The sequence below is a fragment of the Gemmatimonadales bacterium genome (assembly GCA_030697825.1).
In the GTDB taxonomy this organism is placed as follows: Bacteria; Gemmatimonadota; Gemmatimonadetes; order Gemmatimonadales; family JACORV01; genus JACORV01.
Genome location: JAUYOW010000283.1, coordinates 1 through 24,466, shown reverse-complemented (window position 1 = coordinate 24,466; position 24,466 = coordinate 1). Strand labels below are relative to the sequence as shown.

Genomic DNA, 24,466 nt, shown 5'->3' with positions numbered 1-24,466 from the left:
TACCGCGCGAAGATACGGCACCGGCTCCCGGTTCTGGAAGACCTCGTTCGCCGCCTCGGTGGACCAGCCGCAGGTCGAATGGAACAGAGCCTGGATCGGCTCGCCGCGGTACGTGACGATCCAGCCCGCCGTGCGGCGCGTCGCCTCCGTTATCTCCGGCAGCTCGGCATCCACGCCGCCGTAAACCTGGTCGGCGTCCGTGGGGTAGACGTCGAACCCGAGCGCGGTCCTCCGGCCCCGATAGCGTATCGCGTAGGTCCGCGCGGCCACCGCCTGGGCCATCACCGCCTGACGGTCCGACGGCGCCCGGAAACCCAGCTCCAGAGCAACCACGCTCGGCAGGTACAGCTCGAGCGGGACGCGGTTCACCACCGTGACGCCGGTCGAGCCACGCTGGATGAGCGCCTCGCCGCGATAGCGTCTCCCGTCGATCACCACGTAGTCGTCGGCTCGCTCCGTGCGCACCGTGACGGGCGCCGCAACGACGACGGGCTCGGGGCGATCCGGCCGGATGAGCCGGATGCGGTCCGCGCCGTCCCCCGGTTCCACCCGCCAGGCGCGGCCGGCATCCACCACCGCGAGGATCGCGCCGTCCGCGCCGAGGAAGCGGAACTGGCCGGACGCGCTGATCGCGCTGCTGTCCCGGTCCACCACGATGCCGACGCGGATCGCCGGCATCTCGGCGAGGCTGGGGGTGGGGGTGGTGGCCCGGCGCGCACAGCCGGCCAGCGTCGCGGCGGCGCCGGCGAGGAGCGCCGCGCGCCTCACGCCGCCGGCTCGGCGATCACGTCGTAATCGAGCGTCTCCACGACCCGGGCCCGCACGAAGCTCCCGGGCGCCGTGTCGCTCGGGCTCCGGAGGTAGGTGCAGCCGTCCACGTCGTCCGCCTGGAACGGCGAACGCCCGACGAGGTCGCCGGGATCACCCAGCGCCGCGGGCTCATCCACCAGCACGTCCGTCTCGCGGCCCACCATCCGGCCCAGCCGGTCGGCGGAGACCGCGCGCTGCAGCTCCAGCACCTGCTCGAGCCGATCGCGCTTCACCGGGTCCGGCACGTCGTCCGCGAGCAGCGCCGCGCGCGTCCCCTCCTGCGGCGAGTAGGCGAACGCGCCGAGCCGGTCGAACTGAATCTCGTCCACGAACTCCAGCAGCTCGCGGAACTCGGCGTCCGACTCGGTCGGGAACCCCACCAGCGCTGTGGTGCGGATAGTCATGTCGGGGATCGCGTCGCGCAACCATGCCACCTTGGTGCGGATCGTCTGCTGCCGCTCGGGACGCCGCATCAGCTTCAGCATCCGGTCGCTGGCGTGCTGGATCGGCATGTCGAGGTACGGCACCAGCCTCGGTTCCCGCGCCAAGAGGTCCACCAGCTCCGGCGTTATCCCCATCGAGTAGACGTACAGGCACCGGAACCAGGGCACGCCCGTCTCACGAAGCAGGGCGCGGATGAGGTCCGGGAGTCGCGGGCCGCCGGGGACGTCGCGCCCGTAGTGGCCGAGGTCCTGCGCCACCAGGTTTATCTCGCGCGCGCCCTGGGCCTCCAGCTCCCGCGCCTCGCGCACCAGCTCTTCCATCGGGCGCGAGCGGTGCTTCCCGCGCATGAGCGGGATCGCGCAGAAGGCGCAGGTGTGGTCGCACCCTTCGCTGATCTTGAGGTAGCGCACGTGGGGTTTGGTGCCGAAGAAGAACCGCATCCCCGGGTGCATCGCGACCGGGTCGTCGAGAAGGCCGTCGGCGTGAAGCTGGGGGATCAGTCCCGGCAGGTCCTTGAAGCCGCAGAAGTAATCGACCTCGGGGATCTCCTTCTTCAGCTCGTCCTGGTAGCGCGCCACCAGGCAACCCACCGCGACCACGGCGCGGCAGCGTCCTTCCACTTTCATGCGGGCCGCGGCCAGCATGGCGTCGATGGATTCCTGCTTGGCCGCGTCGATGAAGCCGCAGGTGTTGACCAGGATGACGTCGGCGTCGCCGAGCGACGCCGTGACCTCGGCGCCGTGCCCCACGAAGCGGGCGATGAGCGCTTCGGAGTCGACCGTCGCCTTGTCGCAGCCGAGGGAGATTACGCCAAGTTTCATTGACGTAAGGTAGGGGAGAAAGGGGAGTAACGGGAGTAACGGGAGAAAGGGGAGGAAGGGAATTCGCTCCCCTAACTCCCCTTACTCCCCTCACTTCCCTTTCTCCCCTCACTCGCCTTACTCCCCTCACTCCCCTTTCATCCCCGATAATTCCCGAACTTCAACTCGATTGCGAAGTCCTGCGATCGCAGGAAGGCGATGACGCTCTGAAGCTCGTCGCGGGAAGGCGCCGAGACCCGGACCTCCTCGCCCTGGATGGCCGCCTGCACCTTCTTGAACCCGCCATCCTTGATGGCCTTCACGATCTCGCGCGCCTGGTCGCCGGCGATGCCCTGCGTAAGGCCGATCTCGCGGCGCACCGTGCCGCCCGCGGCCGGGAGAACGTCGCCGATCACCAGGTTCTTGGGCGGCACGCCACGCTTGATGAGCTTGCCCTGCAGGAGGTCGAAGAGGGCGCGCATCTTGAAATCGTCGTCCGCGACGAGTACCAGCTGGTTCTTGGTACGGTCGAAGTCGATGGATGCCTTCGACCCCTTGAAGTCGTAACGCTGGGCGAGCTCTTTCCTCGCCTGGTTGACCGCGTTGTCGACTTCCTGGAGATCGGCGCCGGTCGAGATGTCGAAGGACTGCTGCGAGGCCACTTAGGAGAGGAAGCTCTCGAGGGCGCGCGCCTTCGAGATGTGGCGGAGCCGCGAGAGCGCCTTCTCCTTGATCTGGCGGACCCGCTCGCGCGTGATGCCGAGCAGGCTGCCGATCTCCTCCAGCGTCATCGGCTCCTGCCCGTTGAGCCCGAAGTAGAGCCGGAGGATCTTCGCTTCGCGCTCCTTCAGCGTGGTCAGAACGCGTTCGATGCTCTCGGTGAGCGCGTGGTCGAACGTCTCCTCGTCGGGCGTCGGATTCAGCGTGTCGGGGAGGTAGTCGAGCAGCTTGTTGTCCTCGCCCGGGGTCATCGGGGCGTCGAGCGAGAGATGGCTCTGCGAAATGGAGAGGGTCTTGGCCACCTCCTCCTCGCTGATGTCCATGCCCTCGGCGATCTCTTCGACGGTGGGCTCGCGGCCCAGCTCCTGCTGGAGCGCCGACGAGCGCTTCCCGATGCGGTGGAGCGTGCCGGCGCGGTTGAGCGGGACCCGCACGATGCGGCTCTGTTCCGCCAACGCCTGAAGGATGGCCTGCCGGATCCACCACACCGCGTAGCTGATGAACTTGATGCCCTTGGTCTCGTCGAACTTGTGCGCCGCGCGGATCAGGCCGAGGTTGCCCTCGTTGATGAGGTCCGCCAGGGAAACGCCCTGGTTCTGGTATTTCTTCGCCACCGACACCACGAAGCGGAGGTTCGAGCGCACCAGCTTGTCGAGCGCCTCCGGGTCGTCCTGCTTGATGCGGACGGCGAGGTTGACCTCTTCTTCGCGATTGATGAGGGGGTAACAACTGATTTCGCGGAGATACTGATCCAGCGAGCCTTCTTCGACCCACGCTTTGCGGACGGTATTGAGATGTCTCGGCATGAAGCTCGCTGATGGCGCTGGGATGATTTAGTGTAGCCGGGCCTCTCCGGGCGCGCAACGGGGAGTTGGAAGGTCATTGCGCTTCATCGTACGCATCGATCTGCGCGCGCTGGAGCGTCCCCGAGTAATCCACGTACACCGTCTTCGTCTCGGTGAAGAAGTCGTACACCTGCCAGCCGCCCTCGCGATGCCCGTTGCCGGTTTCCTTCACGCCTCCGAACGGCAGATGCGCCTCCGCGCCGATGGTCGGCGCGTTGATGTACGTGATGCCCGCCTGGATGTCCTCGATCGCCCGGAACGCGCTGTTGACGTCACGGGTGTACAGCGAGGAGCTGAGTCCGTAGCGCACCCCGTTGTTGACCCGGATGGCGTGCTCGAGGCTCGCGATCTTCACCACCGACAGCACCGGACCGAAGATCTCCTCCTGCTCCAGCCGGGAGCCCGCCCTCACGCCGGCGAACACCGTTGGCTTGAAGAAAAAGCCGTTCTTGAGCCTGGCGCCGCCGGCGCGGCGGCCTCCCGTCAGCATTTCCGCACCCTCGGCAAGGCCGATCTCGACGTAGTCCGCCGTGTTCTTGAGGGCCGGCTCGTTGATCATCGGCCCCACGTCCGTCGTCGGCAGGAGGCCGTCACCGAGGCGCAGCTTCTCCACCCGATCCACCAGCATCCGGAGGAACCGGTCGTGCACCTTCTGGTGGAGGAGCAGCCGGCTGGTCGCCGTGCACCGCTGGCCCGTCGTGCCGAACGCGCCCCACAGCACGCCGTCGAGCGCGAGGTCCAGGTCGGCGTCGTCCATCACGATCATCGCGTTCTTGCCGCCCATCTCGAGCGAGAGCCGCTTGTGCATCCGCCCGCACGTCTCGCCGATCCTTGCGCCCGTCTCGGTGGAGCCGGTGAACGAGATCAGCGGGACCTTCGGGTGGTTCACGATCCCGTTGCCCACGGCGCCGCCGCCGCCGTGCACCAGCTGGATCACCTCGGGCGGCAGCCCCGCGTCGAGCAGCGCCTCGACGAGCAGCGTGCCGGTGTGGGGCACGTCCGCGCTGGGCTTGAACACGACCGCGTTCCCGCACAGCAGCGCCGGGAAGATCTTCCAGGTCGGGATGGCCATCGGGAAGTTGAAGGGAGTGATGACGCCGGCGACGCCGATCGGGCGCCGCACGGTCATCGCCCACTTGTCGCGGAGCTCGGAAGGGACCGTGCGGCCGAACAGGCGCCGCCCCTCGCTCGCGGCATAGTACGCCGTGTCGATCCCCTCCTGCACGTCACCGCGCGTCTCCGCGAGCACCTTGCCCATCTCACGCGTCATCGCACGCGCGATGTCCTCCTTGCGCGCGGTGAGGAGGTCGCCGACCCGCTTGAGCACGTCGCCGCGCACCGGCGCCGGCGTCCGGCGCCACAGCTCGAAGCCCCGCAGCGCCGACTTCACCGCACGGTCCACGTCCTGGGACCCGGACTTCGGGAAGCGGCCTATCACTTCACGCCAGTCGGCGGGGTTGCGGTTCTCGTAGTGGTCGCCCGTCGAAGGGGCGACCCAAGCGCCACCGATGAAGTTCTTGAAGGTCTTCGCCATGATCTAGAACGAGTCCCGGGTCTGAGAGGTTGATGGAGTAGCAGGCGCCGCCTGCGGTGGCGCCGGGCGTTGAACGGGCTGGGCCGGCCGCGTCTCGCAGACCCACGCCGCGGACCGCTTCGCGTAGCCGATCCGGGGCAGCACCTCGCGCGCCGTGAGTCCCGCGCCGAAGAGCAGCAGGCCCAGGGACAGCGTGTGGGCGAGGGCCGAGCGCGTCCTCCACGCCGAGACCATCCCTGAGAGCGACACGGCGAGCAGCGCCGCTACGCCGCCGAGGTACCCGAACAGCGGCAGGCCGCAGCTCCGGTCGTACGGCCACTGCGTGATCGCGACGCCGAGCAGCACTCCGAGGACGACGCGGAACCAGGTGAGGAGCGCCGCCTTCCTGCCGCCCGACGGTGCTACCGTCGGTCCGTCCGTGCGTACCGGCGCGGGGGCGGCCCCCTTCCCCTTCACCACCGGACTCGCGGGCGGCGCGCTTCCGGCCCCCGACGCGATCAGCTTGTCTATGGCCGCGAGTTCCTTGTCCCAATCGCGCGGAGGTTCGCCCGGGCTCACGATTCCCTCTCCAGTCGGAGGCGCTCGATCTTCTTGTACAGGTTCGACCGCGGCATGTTCAGCTTCCGCGCCGTCTCGCTCACGTTCCAATCGTACTCGTTGAGCTTGGCGAGGAGGAAGGCGCGCTCCGCGTTGTCCTTGAACTCCTCGTACGTGCCGGAAGCCAGCAAGGCTTCACTCAGCCCGGCCCCCTCCGGCCCGCGGCCGATGAGCCGCGCCACGTCGCGCTCGCCGATCTCCGCGCCGTTGGCGAGGATCAGCAGCCGCTCCACAGTGTTGCGCAACTCCCGCACGTTGCCGGGCCAGGCATGACGCCGCAGGCGGTCGAGCGCCTCGGCCGCGAACGGACGGACGACCAGCCCCTGGGTCTCAGCGAGCTGCTGCGCGAAGTGCTCCACCAGCTGCGGGATGTCCTCGCGGCGCGCGCGAAGCGGCGGGACCTCGATAGGGACCACGTTGAGGCGGTAGAGGAGGTCCTCGCGGAACCGGCCCGCCGCGATCTCGTCCTCGAGCTTCTTGTTCGTCGCGGCGACGATCCGCACGTCCACCTTCACCGACTTGGTGGACCCCACCGGAGTGATGATGCCCTCCTGGAGCGCGCGCAGAACCTTGGCCTGCGTCGACGCGCTCATGTCCCCCACCTCGTCCAGGAACAGCGTGCCGCCGTCAGCCTGCTCGAACTTGCCGGTCCGGTCCGCGAACGCGCCGGTGAACGACCCCTTCACGTGCCCGAACAGCTCCGACTCGATCAGCTCGGAGGGGATCGCGGCGCAGTTCACCTCGACGTACGGCTTGTTGGCGCGCGCGGAGAGGCGGTGGATGGCGCGCGCCACCAGCTCCTTCCCCGTTCCGTTCTCCCCGGTGATGAGGATGCGCGAAGCCGAGCGCGCCACCCGCTCGATCCGCTCGATCAGCTGCCGGACCACCGCCGAAGAGCCGACGATCTCGTGGCGTCGCTCGACCTCCGCCTTGAGAGCCTTCACCTCGCGCTCCAGGACCACCTGCTTGAGCGCGTTGCGGATCGTGAGCAGCACCCGGTCGGTGTCGAGCGGCTTCTCCAGGAAGTCGTGCGCGCCGAGCTGGGTCGCTTCGACCGCGGTCGAGATCGTCCCGTGGCCCGAGATCATCACCACCAGCGCACCGGCGTCCTGCTCGCGCAGCCGCTTCAGCACCTCGAGCCCGTCCAACCCCGCCATCTTGACGTCGAGCAGCACCAGGTGCGGACGGACATCGAAATACGCGCCGAGCGCCTCAGCCCCGGAAACAGCGGTCTCGACCTCATAGCCTTCGTACTCGAGCAGTTGCCGCAGGGCCTCGCGGATCCCCTGCTCGTCGTCCACAATGAGCAGCCGATGGCTCATCGCGGCGCCGCCCGGTACACCCGGATCCTCTCCGGTGACACCCGCACGTCGCCGACCGGCTCGCCCATCGGGAGAGCAAGGGATCCGTCGGTCGCTCCGGGGATGCGGAGCGCGCGAATGATCGCGGGAATCGTGCTCCTCGGGAACGGGAAATCGCGGATCTTGAGCGACGTGATCGTCCACAGCACGCGGCCGCCCGAGTCCACGGCCAGCGGGCCGCCCACCGCCACCGGCTCGAAGCGCCCGAGCCCCGACCCCAGCGGGCCCAGCAGCTGCCGCGGCATCTGTGAGACGTCGAGGACACCGCGCACCCTCACCATGTTCTCCTCGAGGGCGACCCCGACCGAGTCGAAGACGCGGCGCGTGCCGCGTCCGAACTCGCGGTCCACCAGCGCGGCGAGCTCCTCCGCCGTGAGGTCCACGTACGCCGGTCCGCCGCGATTCGACAGCTGCCTGAGCGCGCCGGCGGCACGGGCCGCCCCGTCCGGCGTCGGCGCGGCATAGATGGCGGTGTCCGCGACGGGCTGCAGCCCGCGCAGTCTGCGGTACGCAGCCGTCGCCTGCTCTCTATAGATGAAGCCGAGGACGACCGCCGCGAGGACCAGGACCAGGCAGCCGACCTGGACGAACAGCTGCTTCAGGCAGCCCATCGGTCAGCGCTCCACCGCGAGCGGCGCGCGGTGCAGCGCGGTGTACGCCGGCGCGCCACGCCCGAGCGTGCTCCGCATGAGGTCCACAGCTTCGACGCGCATCACTCCGGAATACTCCACCTCGGCGGCCGGCGTTCCCAGGACGCGGAAGTCCGCTTGCCGCGCATCCTTTTCGGCGCGACCCAGCGTGAGATGCGGATTGAAGGGCTTGAGCTCCGGTGCGAAGCCGAACCGGCCGACCGCGCTCTCGACATCGTTGGCCAGCAGCTCGAGCGCAGGGTGGCGCTCGATCCCGAACCACAGCACCCGCGGGTGAGCCATGCTCGGGAAGGCACCGAACCCGCCCAGGCCGAGATCGAAGGGCCGCGCCGCGCCGACCGCGTCGGAGAGCGCCGGCCCCAACGCGCCGGCAACGACCTCGTCCACCTCACCCAGGAACTTCAGGGTGATGTGCAGCGCCGATTCGGCCACCCAGCGAACCGGTAGCCCGGCGTCGCGAAGCGGAGCCGCGGCGCTCCACACCGCCGCCTGCTCCTCGGCCGGGAGGTTGACGGCCACGAAGAGCCGCACGCTAGCGATTCCCGCTCACGGGCCAAAAGCTAACCCCGTCGTGGCCCAAACCGGCAGGAGTCTCGGGCTATGCGATCGTTGAGGGAACGCCGCGGGCGCGGGCTCCGGGTCGCCGTGCGGGACGCCGCCGCGCCGGGCCCGACGAGCCGTGTCGTCGCTTCACTGCGCCAGCATCCGCGCCATCCCGACCGCCTCGAGATCCGGAGGAGGCTTGGGCTGCCTGATCTGCTCGAGCGCGACGGCCTGGATGACGCCCTTGCGAAGGCACGAATACACCCCCGCCTCCCCTCGAGCCAAGTGCTCCGCCGCAGCGACTCCGAGTCGCGTGGCGAGCAGACGATCGAACGCCGTTGGCGCCCCCCCACGCTGGACGTGACCGAGCGTCGTGACCCGCAGCTCGAAGCCGATCCGGTCTCGATGCAACTCGAAGTGCCGGGCGAGCGCGGCGGCATTCTGCCGTGCCCCCTCGGCCACCACGACGATCGCGTGCTTTTTCCCGCGCGCGTACGCCGTGTGCAGCTCGGCCACCACCTCGTCCGGGCTGACCTCGACCTCCGGGATCACGATCACATCGGCCCCGCCGGCGAGGCCGGACATCAGGGCGAGATACCCGCACTGGCGCCCCATCACCTCCACGAGGAACGTGCGCTGGTGGGACGAGGCAGTGGTCTTCAGTCGGTCGATGGCTTCCAGGGCGATGTTGAGCGCGGTGTCTACGCCGATCGTGATGTCCGCGCCGTTCACGTCGTTGTCGATGGTCGAGGCCACGCCCACCACGGGGAACCCCATGCCCGACAGCGCATCCGCGCCCGAGAGCGAGCCGTTGCCGCCGATCACCACGAGCCCCTCGACGTCGTGACGCCGCAGCACGTCGAGCGCCACTCCACGCCCGCGGGGCGACGTGAACTCGGGGCAGCGCGCGCTGCCCAGCACCGTGCCGCCGCGCTGGATGATGCCGTCGACGTCGCGAGGCCCCAACGGCTGCAGCCGCCCCTCCATCAGCCCGGCGTAACCGTGATGGATACCGACGACGTCCAGCCCGCGCGCAATGCCCGTTCTCACGACCGCGCGGATCGCGGCGTTCATTCCGGGCGCATCGCCGCCGCTCGTCAGCACCGCGATCCGCCTCATCTGGCCTCCGTGAACGAGTTTGCACCGCCGCGCCGCTTCGCCGGCCGCGCGCGCCCGGCGCCGGACCGCCGCTCCCCGGCGGTCACCATCGCTGACGGCTTACTGCAGAAGTATGATGTAATCGTTTACACAGCATTGCCATTTCCCCCTCCAGCCTGTCAAAGAGGCCCCCCCCGGAAACCGCAGAAAGTGCCCGCCTTTGCGAGGCCATCTTGACAAACTCGCGAGAAATGTAAACGATTACAGTCGGACGGTGCCATGCGGATCAGGTGAGGGTTTCGGTAAGGGCCTGGATGTCACGATCTAGTTCCGGCACCCACCGCGAGGGATGTCGAAGATGGCCACAATCAAGGACGTCGCCCGATCGTCGGGAGTGTCGGTGGCCACGGCTTCCAGGGCGTTGAACAGCAGCCCACTGGTTCGAGAGGCGACGCGGGTACGCGTTGACACGGCCGCCCAGGCCTTGGGCTACAGCCCGCACGGCGCCGCGCTGAGCCTGATCACGCGGCGCACCAGCACCCTTGGCCTCCTCCTGCCGGACCTATATGGCGAGTTCTTCTCGGAGCTGATTCGCGGCGTGGACGAGGTGGCCCGGCGCGAAGGCTACCACCTCCTGGTCACCAGCGCGCACCGCGGGCAGGAGGAAACGCAGGGAGCGCTCCGGTCGTTCCGGGGCCGGGTCGATGGGCTCATCACCATGACACCCCACCTGGATTCAGGCACTTCTCGGGAAGCTCTGTCGGCCCATTGTCCCGTGGTCTCGCTTTGCAGTCCGCCCGGAGGGTTGGACGTCGCGAGCGTCGCCATCGCGAACTTCGAGGGCGCGTACGCGATGCTGGAGCACTTGGCGAGTCTCGGCCACCGTCGGATCGCGATCATCTGTGGCGACAGCGGGAATTTCGATGCGACGGAGCGCTTGCGCGGCTACCGCGCGGCACAGGAGAACCTCGCGTTGGACAACGACCCGGACCTGGAGTTCCCGGGAGACTTCAGCGAGGCGGCGGGCCACGAGGCTGCCGGCCTGATCCTCGCGCTCCGGAATCGGCCCACCGCCGTGTTCGCCGCCAACGACGGGATGGCCATCGGCGCCATCAGCGCCCTGCGAGAGGCCGGCGTGCGGATCCCCGAAGACATGGCTCTGGGCGGGTTCGACGACATCCCGATGGCGCGGTACATCGATCCGCCTCTGACCTCAGTACACGTCGATATCCGGGCACTCGGCGCCCGCGCCGCCGCGCGGCTGCTCGCGGGCGTGCGCGACCGAGCCCAGCCTGATTTGCGCCGAGAGACGCTGCCCACGACGCTAGTGGTGCGGCGCTCCTGCGGCGCTAACCGCGGATAAGAACGAGCGACGGCCATGGCCGTCCCCGGTCCGCGAAACCCCACCGCCCCTTGAAGGAGGGACGACGCATGATCACAGCTATCCGGATCCGCTTCCTGCGCGCCGCCCTCGCGGCGGGAGTCGCGCTCACCGGTCTGCTCCTGCCCGCTGCGGCGCGGGCGCAGACCACCACCGGCAGTCTGCACGGGTACGTCCGCGATCCCCGGGGCGCACCGGTCGCGAGCGCCGACGTGCGGCTGCGCAACGTTGCCACCGGGACCGCGCGCGCGGCGACGTCGAATCAACGGGGCTACTATATCCTCCTGGGCCTGGCGCCCGCGGAGTACGAGCTCACCATCCGGCAGATCGGCGCTTCGCCGCAGACGAGGCGCGTCCGGATCGCGATCGGGACGGCGCTCGAAGCCGACTTCACGCTCGCCACGGCCGCCGTCGCGCTGCGGGAACTGACTGTGAGCGCGGCCGCGGTGGAGACGCGCACGTCGGAGGTAGCCACGAACGTCACGCAGGAACAGATCAACCTGCTGCCGTCCGCCGACCGCAACTTCCTCGACCTCGCCGTCCTCGCGCCGGGCATGCGACTCGTGGGCGACCGGATCGACGACACCCGGCGCACGGTGGCCGCGGGCGCGCAGGGCGCCGACCAGATCAACGTCTTCATCGACGGCGCGAGCTACAAGAACGACATCCTGCGGGGCGGTGTGGCCGGCCAGGACGCCAGCCGCGGCAACCCGTTCCCCCGCGGCGCGATCCAGGAGTACCGCGTCCTGACCCAGAACTACCGGGCCGAGTACCAGAAGGCCTCGAGCGCGATCATCACCGCGACGACCCGGTCCGGCGGCAACACGTGGACCGGGTTCGCGTTCACCGGCTATCAGCACCGCGGACTGCTCGCCCAGAGCGTCTTCCAGCGTGCGGACGCCATCCGGGATACGACCTTACGGAAGCCCGACTACTCGCGGTACCTGACGGGCCTGAGCGTGGGCGGTCCCCTCATCCGCGACCGGCTCCACCTCTTCGCCTCGTACGAGGGCAACTACCAGAATCGCTCGAGCCGCGTGAACATCGTGCCGCCGACGGGATTCCCCGCGCTCGACACCGTGAACTTCGCGTCCCGGAACGGCGAGTTCGGATCGCCGTTCCGCTCCAACCTCTTCTTCGGCAAGCTGACGTACGCGCGCTCGACGCGGTCGTCCTTCGAGTTCAGCCTCAACACCCGCGGCGAGCACGACATCCGCGACTTCGGCGGGCTCACGGCATTCGAGACCGCGACCCGGTTCCAGAACTCGGTGACGACGGCACTGCTGCGGCACCAGTACGTCGGCGGGTCATGGCTCAACGAGGCGCAGGTGAGCTTCCAGCGGTACCACTACAACCCGGTGCCGGCGACCCCGAGCGCCGCGAACCGGTTCTACGGGTTCGGCTGCTGCGCGCAGATCGGCAGCAACGTCTCCAACCAGGATTTCACCCAGGGCCGCCTCTCGCTCCGTAACGTCGTGACCTGGTCGGGGTGGGGTTGGGCCGGCAGTCACGTCGTCAAAGCCGGCGGCAATGTCGACTTCCTGAGCTACGACATCATCAAGCGCAACTCCGAGATCCCGCAGTTCGTGTACGAATCGTGGTTCAATGACTTCGAGATCCCGGAGCGCGTCCAGTTCCAGAGCGGCGACCCGAACTTCAGCACCAACAACACGCAGCTCGGGCTGTTCCTCCAGGACGACTGGAGCCCGACGCCGCGACTCACGTTGAACCTCGGCGTCCGGTGGGACTACGAGTCCGGGATGCTCAACTACGACTACGTGACGCCCAGCAACGTCCGCGACTCGCTCACCGCCTACGCGAGCCGGCTCTTCATCCCGCTTGATCCGAACCGGTACTTCACGGATGGGTCCAACCGGAGCCGCTTCCTGGGCGCCGTCCAGCCCCGGCTCGGCTTCTCCTACAGCGTCGACCGGGCGGGCCGGACCACCGTCTTCGGCGGCTGGGGCCTGTTCTACGACCGCACGCTGTTTGACCAGGCGATCGAGGAGAAGTTCGCGGAACAGCACCCAAGCTACCTGATCCGGTTCCGACCCGTGGGCGACACCGACCCTGGCCGCATCGACTGGAACGACTCGTACCTGACCGGCGGGAAGGCGGCCGTCGACCAGCTGCTGACCGGCGTGGCCGCGAACACGCGTGAGGTCAAGCTCCTGCCGAACGACCTGAGGCCGCCGATGTCCAACCAGTTCAGCCTCGGGGTGCGGCAGCTCGTGGGGAGCTGGGCGCTCGAGGCCGCCTACACGGGCGTGCGCAGTGACAATACGTTCACGTTCTACTTCGCCAACCTGAACTTCACCTGCCCCGAGCGGTCCTTCGCCGTCGCCGGGTGCTTCGTGGGCAACTCGATCCCCGGGTTCGGCACCATCCTGTTCGCGGACAACGCCGGACAGACATGGTACAACGCCTTGCAGCTCAAGCTGGACCGGCCGTTTCACCGGGCGACCGAGGGCCTGAGCTGGGGCGCGGGGCTCGCCTACAACTACGCCAAGCGCGAGACGCAGGGGTTCAACGACGACTTCAGCTTCCCGAACCCCGCAGACTACCCCCGTCAGGTCCGCAACGACGAGCGTCACCGGGCGGTGGCCCACTGGATCCTCGAGTCGCGGCGGGCGTGGGGCCTTCAGTTCAGCGGCCTCGCCACGGTGGCGAGCGGGCAGCGGCTGGACGTGGGTGACCGGTTCGGATGTCCTTCTGACCGGCGGGTCGTCAGCGGTACGCCGGTGTGCGATCCACCGAATCCGCTGCGGCCGGGCGCCTTCACGGCTCCGACCTTCACCAACGTGGACCTGCGGCTCCGCAAGGAGTTCACGGTCACCCGGAACAGGCTTGGCCTCACGCTGGACGTGTTCAATGCGTTCAACAACCAGAACCTGGGCTGCTTCAACACGTTCAACCCGACCGACGTTAACGGCAGGGCGGGCTGCGTGATCAGCGACCCGCAGCGGCTCCAAGTCGGCGTCGACCTCGGATTCTAGTCCCTACCCGTTTGCGGGGCGCCGGCCAATGCGCCGGCGCTCCGCAGCGGCTACCTTTACAAGCGAATCATCGCGACGATGTCGCTCGCTACCCGCGGCGCCCTGACGGGCCTGATTCTCGCGGCGGCGGTTCTCCCCGCCTGTCCGCGGAACGGCCCGACGGCCGGTCCCGTCGAGCCGTCCTCCCCGCGCGCCCAGGCGTTCCTCGACACCCTGGAACAGCGGACCTTCGCCTTCTTCTGGGAGCGCACCGACCCCGCCACGGGTCTCACGCCCGACCGCTGGCCCACGCCGAGCTTCTCCAGCATCGCGGCGGTCGGGTTCGCGCTCACGGCCTATCCGATCGGCGCCGAGCGCGGTTACGTGACGCGGGCCGCCGCCGCCGATCGTGTGCTCACGACGCTCCGGTTCTTCTACGGCCTCCCGCAAGGGGCGGCTCCCTCGGGCACGGGAGGGAACGAGGGCTTCTTCTATCACTTCCTGGACATGGCTGACGGCCACCGGTTCGGCACTGTGGAACTGTCCACGGTGGACACCGCGATCCTGCTCGCCGGTGCCCTGTTCTGCCAGCAGTACTTCGACGGCGCCGACGCCACCGAGGCCGCCATCCGTGCCTATGCCGATTCCCTCTACCGGCGGGCGAACTGGCGCTGGTTCCAGCCCCGCGCGCCGCTGGTCGGTTTGGCCTGGAAGCCGGAGGACGGGTTCAGCACGTACGATTGGCGCGGCTACAGCGAGGGCTCCATCATCTACGTGCTCGCCCTCGGTTCCCCGACCGCCGCGATCGACTCGACGGCCTGGGACGCTTGGACGGCCACCTACCAATGGGGACGGTTCCACGGCTACGAACATGTCGGTTTCGCGCCGCTGTTCGGCCACCAGTACTCGCACGTCTGGATCGACTTCCGCGGCATCCGCGACGCGTACATGCGCGGTCGCGGGATCGACTACTTCGAGAACTCCCGGCGGGCGACCTATGCCCAGCGCGCCTACGCCATCGCCAACCCCGACGGCTGGACCGGCTTCGGTCCGGAGACCTGGGGCCTGTCCGCGTCGGACGGCCCGGCGGACGTGGTGCAGCTGGTGCGCGGCGCATCGCGCCGGTTCTTTACGTACGCCGCGCGGGGCGCCTCGTTCACGGAGGTGCGGGACGACGGCACCGTAACGCCCACGGCGGCGGGAGGCTCGATCCCGTTCGCGCCGGAGATCGCGATCCCCGCGCTGGTCGCGATGCGGGAACGCCAGGGGACGTGGCTGTTTGGGACGTATGGGTTCTTCGACGCATTCAACCCGACGTGGCAGTGGCCGAGCACCCCGCTTAGACACGGCCGCTACGTGGCGGGCCAGGGGTGGTTCGACACGGACTACCTGGGCATTGACCAGGGCCCCATCCTGGCGATGATCGCGAACCACCGCGCCGACATCGTCTGGAGGTACATGCGCCGGAGCCCCTACATCGTTCGCGGTCTCCGGCGCGCCGGCTTCAGCGGCGGCTGGCTCGACCAGGCGCCGTGATGCGGCACGGGCGGCGAGCCGCGCTCCACGCACTCGTGGTCTGGTGTGGCGCGCTGGCCGCCTGCCGCGCCCAGGAGGCCGAGCCGACGCTCCGCTTCTGGGCCCTGGGCCAGGAGGGTGAGCGCGTCCGACCGCTGCTCGAGGCGTTCGAGCGCGAGAACCCCGGCATCCGGGTCCGTCTCCAGCAGCTTCCCTGGACCGCCGCGCACGAGAAACTCCTGACCGCCTACGTCGGCGACGCCACGCCGGACGTGGCGCAAGTCGGGAATACCTGGGTGCCGGAATTCGTGGCGCTGCGCGCCCTCGAGCCCCTCGACCCCTGGATCGCCTCCTCGGCGGTCGTGGATCCCGGCGCGTACTTCGACGGGATCTGGCGGACGAACGTGCTCGACGGGACCGCGTTCGGCATCCCCTGGTACGTCGATACCCGGGTCCTGTTCTACCGGACGGATATCCTCACCCGCGCCGGCTACGACGCGATGCCCACGACCTGGCAGGAATGGCGCGAGGCGATGGCGGCGGTCTCGCGGGTCATCGGTCCGGGCCGCCACGCCATCTTCCTGCCGACCAACGAGTGGGTGCAGCCGGTCGTCCTCGGGCTCCAGGCGGGTGCTCCGCTCCTGCGCGATTCGGCGCGGTACGGGGCTTTCCGCGACTCGGCGTTCCGCCGCGCCTTCGAGTTCTACGTCGGCCTCTACCAGAGCGGCGCCGCGGCACCGATGGGGAACAACGACGTCGCTAACCCCTACCAGGAGTTCGCGCGTGGCACCTTCGCCATGTGGATCACCGGTCCCTGGAACCTCGGGGAGTTCCGGCGCCGGCTGCCCCGGGCGCTCCAGCACCAGTGGGCCACCGCCCCGCTGCCCGGTCCGGCTGGCGCGACGTCCGGTGTCTCGCTGGCCGGGGGGTCAAGCCTCGTCCTATTCAGGGCCTCGGCCCGAAAGCCCGAGGCGTGGAAGCTCATCGAGTTTCTCTCGCGGGCCGAACAGCAGCGGCGGCTCTACGACCTCACCGGCGACCTGCCCGCCCGGCGGGAGGTGTGGCAAGCGGCCGGGCTCGATCGGCACCCGCACACCCGGGCGTTCTGGGAGCAGCTCCACCGTGTGGTTCCCCTGCCGCAGGTCCCGGAGTGGGAATTGATCGCCACGAAGGTCATCGAGAACGCCGAGCGTGCGATCCGGGGCGGCACCCCGGTGGACCAGGTCCTCGATCGGCTCGATCGAGACGTGGACCGCGTGCTCGCGAAGCGGCGCTGGCTGCTCGCGCGCGATTCGGCGCGGGGGCCGGGGCGGTGAGACGGGGGCTTTCGGCCTCGCAGGAGACCGCCGCGTGGATCTTCCTCGCGCCGGCCCTGGTGCTCATCGCGGTGTTCTTCGTGCTGCCGGTTGCCGGCGGTCTCCTCCTGAGCCTCACGGACTTCGACATCTACGCCATCGGCGACCCGGGGAGCGCCCGGTTCGTGGGCCTCCGGAACTACGCCGGCCTGCTGGCGAGCCCGGACTTCTGGAATGCGCTGCGCAACACGGCCTACTTCGCGCTGGTGGGGGGTCCGCTCAGCGTGCTCGTCGCTCTCGGCGCGGCCCTGCTCGTCAACGCGCCACTGGCGCGCTTCAAGGGCCTCTTCCGCACCATCTACTTCGCGCCCTTCGTCACGACGCTGGTCGCTGTAGCGGTGGTGTGGCGCTACGTCTTCCACCACCAGTTCGGGCTCCTCAACTACGCGCTCGGCGCCGTGGGGGTCGGGCCGATTGATTGGCTGGGCGACCCGCACTGGGCGATGCCGGCGATCATCATCGTCGCCGTCTGGAAGAACTTCGGCTACGGCATGCTGGTCTTCGTGGCCGGCCTCCAGAGCATCCCCGAGGAACTGTACGAGGCGGCCGAGCTCGATGGCGCCGGACCGTGGCGCCGCTTCGTGCATGTGACGCTCCCCTCCCTGCGGCCGACCCTCCTGTTCGTCGGGATCATCACCATGATCGGCTTCTTCCAGCTGTTCGCCGAGCCGTACGTGATGACGCAGGGCGGTCCGTTGCGCAGCACGGCCAGCGTCGTGCTGCTGATGTACGAGGAGGGCTTCCGCTGGTGGCGGATGGGATACGCGGCGGCGATCGCGTTCATCCTGTTCGCGGTGATCCTGGCGGCGACGCTGCTCCAGCTGCGTCTCCAGCGCGAGGGCGAGTGAGACGCGGCGCGGCGTCGGTCGCGCTGCACGCGGCCCTCCTGGCCGGCGGCGTGCTGGTGCTCACGCCGATGGCCTGGATGCTCGCCGCCTCGTTCATGGCACCGGGCGAGGCGAACAACTACCCGCCGCGGTTCGTGCCCCACGCGGCGACGCTGGAGCAGTATCGCGCGCTGTTCATCCGGCTGGATCTCGGGCGGTATCTCCTCAACTCCGCGATCGTCTCGACGGCCGCCACCGCGATCTCGGTCGTGGTGAACTCGATGGCTGGGTACGCCCTCACCAAGCTGCGGTTCCGCGCGCGGGAACGGGTCTTCCGCTCCCTGTCCCTGGGCCTCCTGGTCCCCACGCAGGTGGCGATGCTCCCGCTGTTCCTGCTCTTCAAGCAGCTCGGGCTCGTCAACACGTACTGGGGCGTGATCGTCCCCTCGATGGCCAGCATCTTCGGGATCTTCCTGATCCGCCAGTACCTGCTCACGCTCCCCGACGACCTGCTGGACGCGGCGCGCATCGACGGGGCCAGCGAGTTCCGAATCTACCGGTCCATCGTCCTGCCGCTGATCACGCCCATCCTGGCCACCCTGGCGATCTGGACGTTCCTCAACACATGGAACGACTTCCAGTGGCCCCTCGTCATCCTCAGCGACAGCGAGCGCTACACGCTCCCGGTCGCGCTGGCCAACCTGGCCGGCGAGCACGTGCAGGACACGGAGCTGATGATGGCGGGCGCGGTGGTCACCGTGCTGCCGGTGATGCTCGTCTTCGTTCTGCTCCAGCGCTACTACATCCGGGGCATGACAGCCGGCGGCGTGAAGGGATGACCGGCCCGCTCGTCCTCGCGGCCGTCCTCGCCGCCGCGCAAGCGGACTCCCTCGCGCCGCGGCTGATTGACAACTTCGAACGGGTCGCCGGCTGGACCGCGCACCCCGCCGACGGTGTCACGCTGACCCTGTGGAGCGACGCCGGCCATCGCGGCCGGGCGATGCGGCTCGACTTCGCCTTCGCCGGCGGCGGCTACGCGATCGCGCGGAAGGCGCTCGCGCTCGACCTGCCGCCTAACTACGCGTTCAGCTTCTGGATCAGGGGCGAGGCCGCCCCCAACACGCTCGAATTCAAGCTGATCGGGGTGCGGGCTGCGTTCCTCGACGCCAGGCTGGTGCCGCTGGACAGTGCCGGGACTGTCACGGTCCGGCGTCTGCCAGCGGAAGTGCGCTTTGTCTACTGAGCGGGCACGGAGACCGCATGGCTGACACCCCCGCGGCACCGTCCGACGCGACCGTTCTCTCGAACGGGCGGTACCGGGTCCTGCTCTCCACCGCGGGATCCGGCGTCTCCGCGCTCGGGGACAACGTCATCACGCGGTGGACCGCCGACCGCACCCGGGACGCTGACGGCTTCTTCCTCTACGTTCGCGACCTCGAGCGGAACGTAGTGTGGTCCGCCGGACTGCAACCCGTCCGACGTACGCCCGACCGGTACGCCGCACGGTTCGAGGGCGGGTTGGCCATCATCGAGCGTTGCGACGAGAGCATCGAGACCCGCACCGCCGTGACGGTGGCGCGGGACCAGGATATCGAGTGCCGGCGTGTCACGCTGCACAATCTCGACCTCCGCCCGCGCCGCCTCGAGTTGACGACCTACGTCGAGGCGGTGCTCGCCACTCCCTGGGCCGACGCGAAGCACCCGGCCTTCGGGAAGCTGTTCGTCGAGACCGAATGGGCGCCCGATCCGGGCGCACTGCTCGCCCACCGCCGGCCACGTAGCCTGGACGAAGCGCCGATCTGGGTCGCGCACGCACTGGTCCTCGAGGATCCGGTGTCACGGGCGCAACCCTGCACGTTCGAGACGGACCGCGCCCGCTTCATCGGCCGCGGGCGATCGCTCGCAGCTCCCGCAGCGCTCGAGCCGTCCGCGCGCCTGTCGGGAACGGTCGGCAGCGTGCTGGACCCTGTGCTGGCCATCCGGCAGGCGGTGACCCTCGAGCCGGGGCAATCGGTGGCTCTCTTGGCGCTGCTCACCGCCGGCCCGAGCCGTGAGGACGTCCTCGGCACGATCGCGGCAGGCGTCGTCTCAGGCGCGGCCGACAGCCTGTTCGCGCGGCCGGCGCAGGCGGCACCAGGCGAGCGAGCGCGCATCCCCTGGCTCTGGGACCGGGATGGCCAGGTGCCGGTGCCGCCCGCCGGCGCGGGAGCGGGCGAGCGTTTCCGACCGGCGCCAGGGGTGGACCTCGACGCGCCGGCGGACGAACAACTCCGCTTCTTCAACGGGTTCGGCGGCTTCAGCGCTGACGGCACCGAGTACGTCATCCGGCTCGCGCGCCGGACCTCGGGCCTAACGCTGCCCCCCCTGCCGTGGGTCAACGTGGTCGCGAACGAGGCTGCGGGATTCATCGCCTCCGAGCGGGGCCTTGGCAGCACGTGGGTCGGCAACAGCCGCGAGAACCGTCTCACTCCCTGGTACAACGACCCCGTCACGGATCCGCCCGGGGAGGCGCTCTACCTGCGCGACGAGCGGGCCGGGGTGTTCTGGTCGCCCACGCCCGGACCCGTCCCAGGCTCGGGCCCCTACGAGGTGCGCCACGGCTTCGGCTACACGACCTACAAGCACACGAGCCTGGACCTGGAGCAGGAGACCGTCAGCTTCGTGCCACGCGACGATCCGGTGAAGCTGGTCCGCCTCCGGATCGCCAACCGCGGCGCAGCGGTGCGCCGCCTCTCGGCGTTCTGGTACGCGGAGTGGGTGTTGGGCACCCTGCGGCAGGCCAGCGCCGACGGGGTCGTCACCGAACACGACCGCGACAGCACGGCCATGTTCGCGATGCAGAACGGCGGCGGCGGCGGCTACGCGGGACACGTGGCCTTCGCGGCGCTCGTGCCATGCGACGGCGCCCGCGTCACCTGGACGGGAGACCGCACGGAGTTCCTAGGCCGCCGCGAAAGCCCGGATCGTCCCGCAGCCCTGTCGAGCAGCGGCGAACTAGATGGCCGAACCGGCGCCGGACTGGACCCGTGCGCGGCGTTCCAAGCAACGTTCGAGCTCGCGCCGGGCGCGGCGGCCGAATGCGTGTTCGCCCTGGGGCAGGCGGCCGACCACGCGGCCGCGCGCGACCTGATCCGCCGGTACGGGAGCGGGGCAGCGGTCGAGGCCGCACTGGACGAGGTCCGCGCGTTCTGGCGGGACCTGGTGGATGGCGTGCAGATCGAGACCCCCGCGCCGGCGATCGACGTCATGGTGAACGGATGGCTCACCTACCAGAACCTGAGCTGCCGAATCTGGGGCCGATCCGCGTTCTACCAGTCGAGCGGCGCCTACGGCTTCCGAGACCAGTTGCAGGACGCCGCGGCGCTCCTCCCGCTCCGGCCGGACCTCACCCGCCGCCAGATCCTCCTCCACGCGGCGCACCAGTTCGTGGAGGGCGACGTGCTCCACTGGTGGCACCCGCCGGCCGCCAAGGGGATCCGCACGCGGTTCTCCGACGACCTGCTCTGGCTCCCGCACGCGACCCTGTCCTATCTGGACGCGACCGGCGACGCCACGCTGCTCGACGAGAACGCCCGCTTCCTCACGGCGCCGGAACTGGCGCCGCACGAGGACGAGGCGCTCGTCGTCCCGGCGGTCGCCGGCGAGTCCGGCACGGTCTATGAGCACTGCTGCCGCGCCATCGACCGCTCGCTCACGCGCGGGGCGCACGGCCTGCCGCTGATGGGGACCGGTGACTGGAACGACGGGATGAACCGCGTGGGGCGCTTAGGTCGGGGTGAGAGCGTTTGGCTCGGGTTCTTCCTCTACGACATCCTCAGGCGATTCGCCCCGCTGGCCATGAGCCGCGGTGACGCCGCACACGCCGGCCGTTACCGCGCCTTCTGCCGCGATCTGGGCGACGCGCTCGATGACGCGGGCTGGGACGGCCACTGGTATCGCCGCGCCTTTCTACGACGACGGCACGGCGCTGGGCTCGGCCGCGAACGAGGAGTGCCGGATCGACGCCATCGCGCAGGCGTGGTCGATCCTGTCCGGCGTCGCGCCCGCCGACCGGGCCGCTCAAGCGCTCGACGCGCTCGAGGAGCATCTGGTGGCGGAGTCTGAGGGGCTGATCCGGCTCCTCACGCCTCCGTTCGACCACACCCGGAGCGATCCGGGCTACATCAGGGGGTACCTGCCCGGGGTGCGGGAGAACGGTGGCCAATACACCCACGCGGCCTTGTGGGCCGTTCGCGCCCTCGCGGAAGGGGGGCGCACCGAGCGCGCGGCCCGTCTGCTCGAGATGCTGAGTCCAGTGACCCGCACGCGGACGCCCGACCTCGTGGCGCGGTACCGGACCGAACCGTACGCGGTCGCCGCCGACGTCTACGGCGCGGCCCCGCACGTAGGCCGTGGCGGCTGGACCTGGTACACGGGTTCCGCCGGATGGATGTTCCGCGTCGCGCTGGAGTCGGTGCTCGGTGTGTCGCTCGAGGCCGGACGGACGCTGGTGATCCGGCCCTGCATCCCCGGGGACTGGCCGGGGTTCACGGTACGCCTGCGCCTCCCGGACCGCCGCGCGACGTACGAGATCGTGGTGCGCCGGGCTCCGCCTGCTACGGACGACCGGACCACGGCGAGCTGCTCCGACGGGCCGGTCTCAGTCGAAGACGGAACGGTGCGCGTGCCGCTCGCCGCGGACGGGCGGACCCACCGCGTGGAGGTGCTGCTCGGGCGCGACGCGGCACCGCGGTATCGTCCCAAGGCTTGGGACACCCCGGCCCCTTGGTGAGGCCGGCGTTAGGCGCCGAGCACGCCGCCGTGCGTCCGGATGACCTCCGCGTAGAAACGGGCGCTCGCCTTCGGCGTGCGGCGCTGGCTGGCGTAGTCCACGTGGATGAGGCCGAACCGCTTGGTGAAGCCCTCGCTCCACTCGAAGGTGTCGAGCAAGGACCAGGCGAAGTAGCCCCGAAGGTCCGCGCCGGCCTCGATCGCGCGACGGGCCGCCCGGAGGTGCTCCGTGAAATACTGCACGCGGAGCGGGTCGTCGAGCGTGCCGTCCGAGGCGACCGGCGGATCGGCGAACGCCGCGCCGTTCTCGGTGACGTAGAGCGGGAGGCGGCCGTAGCGCGACCCCACCCAGAGGAGCGTGTCCGTGAGCCCTTCGGGGTAGACCTCCCAGCCCATCTCCGTGTGGAGCCGGTCGGTTTGACGCACGCGCTCGGCGCGGGTCGGTTCGGCGGACGGGGCGGCGCGGGTGACCGCGCGGGTGTAATAGTTGACGCCGAGGAAGTCGAGCGGCTGCCGGATCAGATCGAGGTCGCCGGCCTTCACAACCGACCAGGCGTCGCCGTAGATCTCCTCGAGTTCCGCGGGGTACGCGCCGAGGAGCACGGGGTCGAGGTACTGCCGGTTCATGTATGCGTCGGCACGGCGCGTGGCGGCGACATCCTCGGGCCGGTCGGAGGCGGGATACTTCGGCTCGAGGTTCACGACGAGCCCGGCCTGCGCCGCCCCCTCGGCGCGGACGGCCTGGATCCCCGCCCCATGGGCGCGGAGCAGGTTGTGGGTGGCCCGCGCGGCCTCGGCGAGGCTCCGGTGTCCGGGCGCCAGCGTGCCGTGGACGTAGCCGCCGTCCACGACAACCCAGGGCTCGTTGAGCGTGGCCCACAGGGTGACGCGGTCGCCGAGCACGCTCGCCACCACGCGCGCGTAGTCGGCGAACCAGTCCGCGACGTCGCGGTTGCACCAGCCGCCCGCCTCGTCGAGGGCGACCGGCAGATCCCAGTGGAACAGCGTCACGACTGGACGGATGCCGTGCCGCGCCAGTTGGTCCGTGAGCCGGTCGTAGAAGCCGAGGCCCCGCGGGTTCACGGCGCCGCGGCCGGCCGGGAGGACCCGGCTCCACGAGACGCTGAAACGGTAGGCGGTGAGACCCAGTTCGCGCATCAGGTCGACGTCCTCGGCGTACCGGTGGTAATGGTCGCAGGCAACGTCGCCGGTATCGCCGTTGGCGAGCCGGCCCGGCAGGTGCGCGAAGCGGTGCCAGATGCTCGGGCCGGCGCCGTCGGCGAGGGGAGAGCCCTCGATCTGGTAGGCCGAGGTGGCGGCGCCCCAGAGGAAGCCGTCAGGGAATCGTTCGGTCACGGGCATCCGGACAGAGGAGCGGCTCCATGGCGAGTGTGACGCTCGAAGGCATCAGGAAAATATACCAGGACGGCGGCCGGACTCATGTGGCCGTGGCGGGCCTGACCCTGGCGGTCGCCGATGGGGAGTTCCTGGTCCTCGTGGGGCCGTCGGGGTGCGGCAAAAGCACCGTGCTACGGATGATCGCGGGGCTCGAGGAGTTGAGCGCCGGCGCAATCCGGATCGGCGACCGGATCGTCAATGACGTGCCAGCCCGGGACCGCAATATCGCGATGGTCTTCCAGAATTACGCGCTGTACCCGCACATGACGGTCCGCGAGAACCTCGCCTTCGCGCTCACGCTCCGCGACATGCCGGCGAACCAGACCGACGCCCGGGTGCGCGAGGCCGCCGCCCTGCTGGGGATCGAGGACCTGCTGCACCGCAAGCCACGCCAGCTCTCCGGCGGCCAGCGACAGCGGGTGGCGGTCGGCCGGGCGATCGTGCGCCAGCCGGAGGTCTTCCTCTTCGACGAACCCCTCTCCAACGTCGACGCCAAGCTCCGCGTGCAGATGCGACGCGACCTGGCCGCGCTCCGCCGCCGGCTCGGCACCACCACGATCTACGTCACGCACGACCAGGTCGAGGCGATGACCCTCGGCGACCGGATCGCGGTGATGAAGGCCGGGGAGATGCGCCAGGTCGCGGGGCCGCTCGAGCTTTACCAGCGGCCGGCCGACACCTTCGTGGCCTCGTTCATCGGCAGCCCGCCGATGAACCTGCTGCACGGCGAGATCGTCGCCGACGGTGGCCTGGTGTTCGTGGCCGGGGAAGCCGCGCGCCTGCCGCTCGGCGGCGAGGCGCTTCCCGCCGGCGTCGGGCCTGGCCGCTCGGTGATCCTTGGCA

The 24,466-nt window shown here is 69.7% G+C and carries 21 protein-coding genes; 10 read left to right on the top strand and 11 right to left on the bottom strand.

Annotated elements, in window-relative coordinates; translation table 11 throughout:
* The 10 genes from Q8Q85_13870 to pfkA all read right to left on the bottom strand — a co-directional run.
* On the bottom strand, positions 1-768 hold a 768-nt coding region (locus tag Q8Q85_13870), incomplete at its 3' end, for a SpoIID/LytB domain-containing protein (protein MDP3775346.1).
* The gene (gene rimO, locus Q8Q85_13865; GenBank protein MDP3775345.1) at positions 765-2,075 is read right to left on the bottom strand and encodes a 30S ribosomal protein S12 methylthiotransferase RimO; all 1,311 of its coding nucleotides are present in this window, start codon (positions 2,073-2,075) and stop codon (positions 765-767) included. The genes rimO and Q8Q85_13870, both read right to left, overlap by 4 nt.
* Before the next feature lie 137 nt (positions 2,076-2,212).
* The gene (locus Q8Q85_13860; protein MDP3775344.1) at positions 2,213-2,716 is read right to left on the bottom strand and encodes a YajQ family cyclic di-GMP-binding protein; all 504 of its coding nucleotides are present in this window, start codon (positions 2,714-2,716) and stop codon (positions 2,213-2,215) included.
* Positions 2,717-3,580: an RNA polymerase sigma factor RpoD/SigA gene (locus Q8Q85_13855; protein MDP3775343.1), complete on the bottom strand. Its 864-nt coding sequence runs from the start codon at positions 3,578-3,580 to the stop codon at positions 2,717-2,719. It abuts the gene before it with no gap.
* A 73-nt stretch (positions 3,581-3,653) separates the two neighbouring features.
* Complete coding sequence (locus tag Q8Q85_13850; GenBank protein MDP3775342.1) at positions 3,654-5,153, bottom strand: aldehyde dehydrogenase family protein; 1,500 nt, start codon at positions 5,151-5,153, stop codon at positions 3,654-3,656.
* 3 nt (positions 5,154-5,156) lie between these two features.
* Positions 5,157-5,711 (bottom strand): hypothetical protein, encoded by a 555-nt coding sequence (locus Q8Q85_13845; GenBank protein MDP3775341.1) that lies wholly within the window; start codon positions 5,709-5,711, stop codon positions 5,157-5,159.
* Positions 5,708-7,072, bottom strand: a complete 1,365-nt coding sequence (locus Q8Q85_13840; GenBank protein ID MDP3775340.1) for a sigma-54 dependent transcriptional regulator — start codon at positions 7,070-7,072, stop codon at positions 5,708-5,710. The genes Q8Q85_13845 and Q8Q85_13840 overlap by 4 nt, the downstream gene beginning before the upstream one ends.
* On the bottom strand, positions 7,069-7,722 hold the full coding sequence (locus Q8Q85_13835) for a hypothetical protein (protein MDP3775339.1): 654 nt from the start codon (positions 7,720-7,722) through the stop codon (positions 7,069-7,071). The genes Q8Q85_13840 and Q8Q85_13835 overlap by 4 nt, the downstream gene beginning before the upstream one ends.
* Positions 7,723-7,725: 3 nt before the next feature.
* A complete protein-coding gene (gene thpR, locus Q8Q85_13830) occupies positions 7,726-8,292 on the bottom strand; it encodes an RNA 2',3'-cyclic phosphodiesterase (GenBank protein ID MDP3775338.1) in 567 nt (188 codons plus the stop codon).
* 159 nt (positions 8,293-8,451) lie between these two features.
* On the bottom strand, positions 8,452-9,423 hold the full coding sequence (pfkA, locus tag Q8Q85_13825; GenBank protein ID MDP3775337.1) for a 6-phosphofructokinase: 972 nt from the start codon (positions 9,421-9,423) through the stop codon (positions 8,452-8,454).
* Between the two features lie 337 nt (positions 9,424-9,760).
* Between pfkA and Q8Q85_13820 the strand changes: the two genes are divergently transcribed.
* The 9 genes from Q8Q85_13820 (at position 9,761) to Q8Q85_13780 (ending at position 22,226) form a co-directional block, all read left to right on the top strand.
* Complete coding sequence (locus tag Q8Q85_13820; protein ID MDP3775336.1) at positions 9,761-10,765, top strand: LacI family DNA-binding transcriptional regulator; 1,005 nt, start codon at positions 9,761-9,763, stop codon at positions 10,763-10,765.
* Positions 10,766-10,833: 68 nt separating this feature from the next.
* Complete coding sequence (locus tag Q8Q85_13815) at positions 10,834-13,779, top strand: TonB-dependent receptor (GenBank protein MDP3775335.1); 2,946 nt, start codon at positions 10,834-10,836, stop codon at positions 13,777-13,779.
* A gap of 78 nt (positions 13,780-13,857) precedes the next feature.
* Positions 13,858-15,294, top strand: coding sequence for a glucoamylase family protein (locus Q8Q85_13810; GenBank protein MDP3775334.1), 1,437 nt, complete (start codon positions 13,858-13,860; stop codon positions 15,292-15,294).
* Positions 15,294-16,589: a sugar ABC transporter substrate-binding protein gene (locus tag Q8Q85_13805; GenBank protein MDP3775333.1), complete on the top strand. Its 1,296-nt coding sequence runs from the start codon at positions 15,294-15,296 to the stop codon at positions 16,587-16,589. The genes Q8Q85_13810 and Q8Q85_13805 overlap by 1 nt, the downstream gene beginning before the upstream one ends.
* Entirely contained in the window at positions 16,586-17,476 is an 891-nt protein-coding gene (locus Q8Q85_13800) for a sugar ABC transporter permease (GenBank protein MDP3775332.1), read from the top strand. The genes Q8Q85_13805 and Q8Q85_13800 overlap by 4 nt, the downstream gene beginning before the upstream one ends.
* Positions 17,473-18,294 carry a carbohydrate ABC transporter permease gene (locus Q8Q85_13795; protein MDP3775331.1) on the top strand — a complete coding sequence of 274 codons (822 nt, stop codon included), beginning with the start codon at positions 17,473-17,475 and terminating at the stop codon, positions 18,292-18,294. The genes Q8Q85_13800 and Q8Q85_13795 overlap by 4 nt, the downstream gene beginning before the upstream one ends.
* Positions 18,291-18,698 (top strand): hypothetical protein, encoded by a 408-nt coding sequence (locus tag Q8Q85_13790; GenBank protein ID MDP3775330.1) that lies wholly within the window; start codon positions 18,291-18,293, stop codon positions 18,696-18,698. Before Q8Q85_13795 ends, Q8Q85_13790 begins: the two co-directional genes overlap by 4 nt.
* A gap of 17 nt (positions 18,699-18,715) precedes the next feature.
* Positions 18,716-21,559 (top strand): hypothetical protein, encoded by a 2,844-nt coding sequence (locus Q8Q85_13785; protein ID MDP3775329.1) that lies wholly within the window; start codon positions 18,716-18,718, stop codon positions 21,557-21,559.
* Positions 21,453-22,226 carry a hypothetical protein gene (locus Q8Q85_13780; GenBank protein ID MDP3775328.1) on the top strand — a complete coding sequence of 258 codons (774 nt, stop codon included), beginning with the start codon at positions 21,453-21,455 and terminating at the stop codon, positions 22,224-22,226. Before Q8Q85_13785 ends, Q8Q85_13780 begins: the two co-directional genes overlap by 107 nt.
* Positions 22,227-22,234: 8 nt before the next feature.
* Here the strand turns inward: Q8Q85_13780 and Q8Q85_13775 are convergent, their stop codons facing one another.
* Positions 22,235-23,581, bottom strand: a complete 1,347-nt coding sequence (locus tag Q8Q85_13775) for a GH1 family beta-glucosidase (GenBank protein ID MDP3775327.1) — start codon at positions 23,579-23,581, stop codon at positions 22,235-22,237.
* 26 nt (positions 23,582-23,607) lie between these two features.
* Here Q8Q85_13775 and Q8Q85_13770 point away from each other — a divergent pair.
* Positions 23,608-24,466: ATP-binding cassette domain-containing protein (locus tag Q8Q85_13770; protein ID MDP3775326.1), on the top strand; the 859-nt coding region annotated here is incomplete at its 3' end.

Bases quoted from the DNA above. Each gene is read 5' to 3' on its own strand.
- rimO (MDP3775345.1), bottom strand. From the start codon at position 2,075: ATGAAACTTGGCGTAATCTCCCTCGGCTGCGACAAGGCGACGGTCGAC.
- Q8Q85_13855 (MDP3775343.1), bottom strand. From the start codon at position 3,580: ATGCCGAGACATCTCAATACCGTCCGCAAAGCGTGGGTCGAAGAAGGC.
- Q8Q85_13850 (MDP3775342.1), bottom strand. From the start codon at position 5,153: ATGGCGAAGACCTTCAAGAACTTCATCGGTGGCGCTTGGGTCGCCCCT.
- Q8Q85_13840 (MDP3775340.1), bottom strand. From the start codon at position 7,072: ATGAGCCATCGGCTGCTCATTGTGGACGACGAGCAGGGGATCCGCGAG.
- Q8Q85_13835 (MDP3775339.1), bottom strand. From the start codon at position 7,722: ATGGGCTGCCTGAAGCAGCTGTTCGTCCAGGTCGGCTGCCTGGTCCTG.
- pfkA (MDP3775337.1), bottom strand. From the start codon at position 9,423: ATGAGGCGGATCGCGGTGCTGACGAGCGGCGGCGATGCGCCCGGAATG.
- Q8Q85_13820 (MDP3775336.1), top strand. From the start codon at position 9,761: ATGGCCACAATCAAGGACGTCGCCCGATCGTCGGGAGTGTCGGTGGCC.
- Q8Q85_13815 (MDP3775335.1), top strand. From the start codon at position 10,834: ATGATCACAGCTATCCGGATCCGCTTCCTGCGCGCCGCCCTCGCGGCG.
- Q8Q85_13810 (MDP3775334.1), top strand. From the start codon at position 13,858: ATGTCGCTCGCTACCCGCGGCGCCCTGACGGGCCTGATTCTCGCGGCG.
- Q8Q85_13805 (MDP3775333.1), top strand. From the start codon at position 15,294: ATGCGGCACGGGCGGCGAGCCGCGCTCCACGCACTCGTGGTCTGGTGT.
- Q8Q85_13790 (MDP3775330.1), top strand. From the start codon at position 18,291: ATGACCGGCCCGCTCGTCCTCGCGGCCGTCCTCGCCGCCGCGCAAGCG.
- Q8Q85_13785 (MDP3775329.1), top strand. From the start codon at position 18,716: ATGGCTGACACCCCCGCGGCACCGTCCGACGCGACCGTTCTCTCGAAC.